This is a genomic window from Microcoleus sp. A6-C6 (assembly GCF_036705955.1).
GTDB lineage: Bacteria > Cyanobacteriota > Cyanobacteriia > Cyanobacteriales > Microcoleaceae > Microcoleus.
This window is the reverse complement of sequence record NZ_JAUBVR010000154.1, coordinates 1-4,412: the sequence shown is the minus strand read 5'-3', so window position 1 is coordinate 4,412 and position 4,412 is coordinate 1. Positions and strand designations below refer to the sequence as shown.

Annotated in this window: 3 protein-coding genes and 1 pseudogene; 1 reads left to right on the top strand and 3 read right to left on the bottom strand. The window is 43.7% G+C overall.

Annotated elements, in window-relative coordinates; translation table 11 throughout:
• Positions 1-53: 53 nt before the first annotated feature.
• The 3 genes from QUB52_RS28675 to QUB52_RS28665 all read right to left on the bottom strand — a co-directional run bounded on the left by QUB52_RS28675 (position 54) and on the right by QUB52_RS28665 (position 3,300).
• The gene (locus QUB52_RS28675) at positions 54-698 is read right to left on the bottom strand and encodes a Uma2 family endonuclease (protein ID WP_332974171.1); all 645 of its coding nucleotides are present in this window, start codon (positions 696-698) and stop codon (positions 54-56) included.
• A gap of 167 nt (positions 699-865) precedes the next feature.
• Entirely contained in the window at positions 866-2,623 is a 1,758-nt protein-coding gene (locus QUB52_RS28670) for an ABC transporter ATP-binding protein (protein WP_332974172.1), read from the bottom strand.
• 203 nt (positions 2,624-2,826) lie between these two features.
• Positions 2,827-3,300, bottom strand: coding sequence for an FxLYD domain-containing protein (locus QUB52_RS28665; protein WP_265234501.1), 474 nt, complete (start codon positions 3,298-3,300; stop codon positions 2,827-2,829).
• A 210-nt stretch (positions 3,301-3,510) separates the two neighbouring features.
• Here QUB52_RS28665 and QUB52_RS28660 point away from each other — a divergent pair.
• A pseudogene (locus QUB52_RS28660) lies at positions 3,511-4,286 on the top strand (Uma2 family endonuclease).
• The last annotated feature ends 126 nt before the right edge of the window (positions 4,287-4,412 follow it).

Below are 4,412 nucleotides of genomic sequence, written 5' to 3'. Positions count from 1 at the left end.
ATTTTTAGCTGGCATTTTTGTACTGATTGACTAAATTAATTTTTTATTATACCCTATTTAAGTGTACAACAGCTTATCCCTTCTTCCCTTTGGATAGATCCGAAAACCTGTTCAACAGTCAGATTTAGTTCGGGGAAAGCAGACGACAAAATTCGATCGCCCTCTCGGAACTGGCTAACCTGGTACTCGCCCTCAACTAACTGATAAACTGAGATAGTAGATTGTTTCGGATTGCCAATGAAGCGTTTGCCGCCCAAAGCAGCATAATCCACAACCCAATATTCCGGGATACCCAATCTTTCATAATCAGCCACTTTAACCAGGTAATCATCTTGCCAATTGGTGCTAACTACCTCGATCGCAAGTTTAACAGATTTACCTTGCGTAATAATCGATGATTTTTTCCAAAATGGCTCCGAAATTAAGGCAGGTTTGTCTAATACTATAATGTCTGGTTGATACCCTGTAGTAGCTGCTGGAGGTCGGACAAAATAGGTTGATGGTGTTATGTAAGGAATATTTAGTCTATCGATTTCTACGTTAATTTTGCGGATGAGAAAACTTGTAACTTCCTCATGGTCACCGTTTGGATTCATCTCAACTATTACTCCATTTCGTAGCTCGAAACGTCCTTTGCCATCGGGATACCACTCTAGGAATTCCTCAAATGTTAGTAGTTTGGCTGTGGTTTGAATCATGTTGGCACGGCCTCTTCTTTTTAACTAGAATCAGTAAATCTCCAGTTGGATAATTTATTGTACCATTCTTCATAGGACTTACGCGCAAGTAATCAGAAACCGGGTTTTTTTGAGAATACTTCGTTGAGGCCGGCAGATTCGGCCAAAAACCCGGTTTCTAATGTAGCCTACTGACTAAACTGTTGCGCGTAGTAGCCCGCGTACCTATCGCCCTTTTCGAGCAATTCCTCATGCGTCCCCGATTCGACGATTCTGCCTTTTTCCAGAACTAAAATGCGATCGGCTCTACGGACAGTAGCCAAGCGGTGAGCTATGATAAACACAGTGCGATCGCGCATCAATCTTTCCAGCGCTTCCTGAACTAAACCTTCAGATTCCGAATCCAGCGCCGATGTAGCTTCATCCAGAATCAAAATTCTGGGAGCGAGCAGAACCGCACGGGCGATCGCAATTCTTTGTTTTTGTCCGCCAGATAAATTTACACCCCTTTCTCCTACCCAAGTTTGATAACCATCGGGAAACTCAGTAATGAATTGATGGGCGTTAGCAATTTCCGCAGCTTTCTGCACATCTTTTAGTTCGTAATAAGATTGCCCAAAAGCGATATTTTGAGCAATTGTACCCGAAAAAAGAATAGTTTCTTGCGGTACAATACCGATTTGCCGGCGCAGAGTATTTAAGGTGACATCTTGAATATCAATACCGTCAATTAAAATCTGTCCCGCTTGCGGATCGTAAAATCTCGGCAACAAATTTACTAACGTAGTTTTCCCCGCACCGGATGCGCCCACAAGGGCGATCATTTCTCCAGGAAGCACTAGCAAACTCATATTTTGCAAAATCGGAACCCCCCCTTGCCCCCCCTTATCAAGGGGGGGTTGAGAGGGGTAGGCAAAATTAATGTTGCGATATTCGACTTTACCTGTAACGCGCGGAAGTTCGATCGCCCCTGGCTTTTCGACAACAGCGGGTACAATGGCTAAAAGTTCAAAAATGCGATCGCTAGAAGCCTCTCCCTGCTTGAAATCGCCGTAATTTGCAGTTGTAATGGCGATCGGATCAATTAACAGCGCCACCCCTGCGATATAACTGATAAATTCAGTACCTGTGAGGTTTCCTTGGGCAATTTGCCAACCACCCAGGAAAAACAGCAAAATCACGCTCATCGCTTCCAGAAAGCCAACTACAACGAACTGAAGTGCTTTTACTCTTTCCGACAAATACTTAGCGCGGCGGTTTTGTTCAGCTTCTTCTGCAAAACGGGCAATTTCGTAATCTTCAGCTACAAACGCTTTGATTAAACGAATGCCGCTGAATACTTCTGTTAGCAAAGCTGATAAATCAGAAATGCGATTTTGACTTTGGCGCGAGTAAGTGAGAAGTCTCTCGCCAAACCAGCCAATTAAAATTGCCATCAACGGTGCAATAATTAATGCACCCAAGGTTAATTGCCAGTTGAGATAAATCATATATCCCAGGACGGCAATTAGCTGCAAAACACAAGGGATAAACTGATGAAAAAATTTATTTACAACTTCGCCAATGCGGTCAATATCTTCTGTGAGGCGGTAGGATAAGTCTCCGGTTTTGGCGGTTTCAAAGTAGCCGATATTGAGTTTTTGGAGGTGGGAGTAAACTTTTTTGCGGATTTCTAAAGCAATAGTCAAAGCTGCTTTTGCCATCAGCGTATCTTGACCGTACTGGGCTGTACCGCGAATCAGAAATATAACGGCGCTGAGTGCAGCAATTTGGGCGAATCCTTGTAAATCTCCTTTTCCTATAAATTTGGCTGTTTCGCCAACCAACCACGCGATAATTGGCCAAAATATGGTAAAGACTACGGTACAAGCTAGTGCTTTACCGATGGTTTGTTTTTGGGGACGGAGGTAGGGTAAGATTTGCCAGTATGTCGATCGAGTTTTCAAGATATTTTGCCCTCGCAAATTCTGTTTTGGGGATCTCTACAAGAATATTCAAACTTCGATCTCCCCTAACCCCCCTTAATAAGGGGGGACAAGATTATTATTCAAAGTCCCTCTTTTGAAGGGGGATTTAGGGGGATCTCTGCGTAAGTCATACAGATATCTGAGCCAAAATATGATAACAGCGATCGGGCAAATCGCCACAATCATTCTTGAGCGTCTGCATAAGTAGCCTGCACCTTAGCCCCGGCGACAACTGCGCCCCGAAATGTGGCTGACTGTCCTGGTGCAAGAGTAACAGGTTGAGTGTAGATAAATCCGTTGTCAATTAAATCACCTAACTCGTCCAAAACTTCATAATTGACTTTCACATTCTTGATTGTTTTACAGCCTTGATTGACCACTTGACCGCTAAAAAAGTTGCCGTCATAATTTGCCTGTGCAATTGACACTTTTGCCGCCATGTTGGCACCGGAAATGCAAGTTTGAGAAGTTCCAGAACTTGGCTGTTTCTGGCACAATCTTCCTAAGTCTACTATTTTGCCATCGGCAGTTTTCATGTAGCAAAATGGCTCATCAACTGGTGAGTTTTGAGCAACTGGATTTGTAGAGTCGGCAAGCAAAGGGCAAGCCGATATCAGCAAGATTAGCAAAGCTACTGTTAAATCTAAAAATTTCATGTTTTTTCTCAGACAAGACGGCGGTTGAAGCCGCACCTACAAAAATAAAGTCCGCCTCCGCAGACTGAAAAAAATAACGCAAAACGTACTTTAAACCGCCCACTCTTCAACCCGCGGAGGCGGGTGAGTGTTTGTATAGACGCGGTTTCAACCGTACGTCTGATCTTAGGGTATGTTATGATAAGATATCAAACTTTAGAAAGTAAAGTCATGGTCGCGACTCAAGATCACCCAAAACAAAAAACGGTAGCAATAACCGTAACTTGGGAGAAGTTGCCAGACGACTTCCAATTAGAAGAAAAACCAGTTGAGAATACAGGTCAACCGCTAATTGCCGGAGCACTGCGAGAGATCTTAGAACTAAGAGGATTAATCGGGCCACTAATGCTGATTGCTAGCAACTTTGGTATTTGCACTACTGTTAACGGCGAGTTAGTTATCAAAGCACCAGATTGGGTTTATATACCTTCGGTACTACCCGCAGAATCGAGAAGAGACCGCAAAAGCTACACTCCAAACTTGGAAGGAGAAATCCCAACCATTGTTATGGAGTTTTTGTCTGAAACAGACGGCGAGGAATATTCTATTATACGTACTTTTCCTCCCGGAAAGTGGTTTTTTTACGAACAAATTCTGCAAGTGCAAAATTACATCATTTTTGACCCGGAAAGTGGATTATTGGAGGTATATCGCTTGCAAAATGGCAATTACGAATTAGAATTTCCTGATGAGGAAGGTCGCCATTGGATAGCAGATTTTGGTTTGTATTTGGGAACTTGGCGGGGGAAAAAGAACAGCGTACAGGCTATTGGTTGCGCTGGTGGGATGAAGCAGGAAATCTGCTTTTGTGGGGTGTAGAACAGATAACAGCGGAACGACAACGGGTCGAACTCGAACGCGAACGGGCCGATCGCGAATGCGAACGAGCCGATCGCCTTGCTGAATATTTACGCGCTCAGGGAATTAACCCGGACGAGATTGTTTGATAAATTGTCTGCGATATTTGTAGGGTGCGCTGCGGCGCACCTTACGTTATTATCACATAATTGGGTTTAAAACCCCGTCCTTCGCTCGACGGCTTTAATTGTAAACTTTAATTACACATTCACCAC